The organism is Paenibacillus sp. sgz302190 (assembly GCF_059820445.1).
Window position 1 is genome coordinate 1 of the sequence record NZ_JBZYAO010000111.1, and the last position, 592, is coordinate 592.

Below are 592 nucleotides of genomic sequence, written 5' to 3' on the forward strand. Positions count from 1 at the left end.
CATTTCCGGCTGCGGCAGCGCCCGCCGGTCCACCTTGCCGTTGGGCGTCAGCGGCAGCTCACTCATCTGCACCCAGTGCTGCGGCACCATGTATTCCGGCAGCTTTTGCGCCAGAGCGGCCTGCAGAGTCTGCGTGAAATCGTCCTGCAGCTCGCCTTCCAGCAGCCATTCCGGCACCACGTAGGCGCACAAGGCGGTATTGCCGCTCGCATCCCGGATGCCGGCCACGACCGCCGCCTGTACCGCCGGATGCACGACGAGCTGCGCCTCGATTTCCGACAGCTCGATCCGGAAGCCCCGCACTTTCACCTGCAGGTCCTTGCGGCCCAAATATTCGATGCTGCCGTCTTCCAGCCACCGCGCCAAATCGCCCGTGCGGTACATCCGCTCGCCAGGCGCGAACGGATCCTCCACGAACTTCTCCCGCGTCTCCTCCGGCCGGTTGTTGTAGCCCCGGGCCAGTCCCCGGCCCGCGATGCACAGCTCCCCGGCTACGCCGATCGGCTGCAGCTGCCCCTCCGCGCCCAGGATGTAGATGCGCGTATTCGCGATCGGCCGCCCGATCGTCAAAATCTCCTCCGCGGGACCGTTC

At 66.9% G+C, this 592-nt stretch carries 1 protein-coding gene; it reads right to left on the reverse strand.

Going from position 1 to position 592, the window contains the following annotated elements:
* A partial coding sequence (locus AC6RNO_RS36765) for an AMP-binding enzyme (protein WP_497108446.1) occupies nt 1–592 on the reverse strand: 592 nt, incomplete at both ends.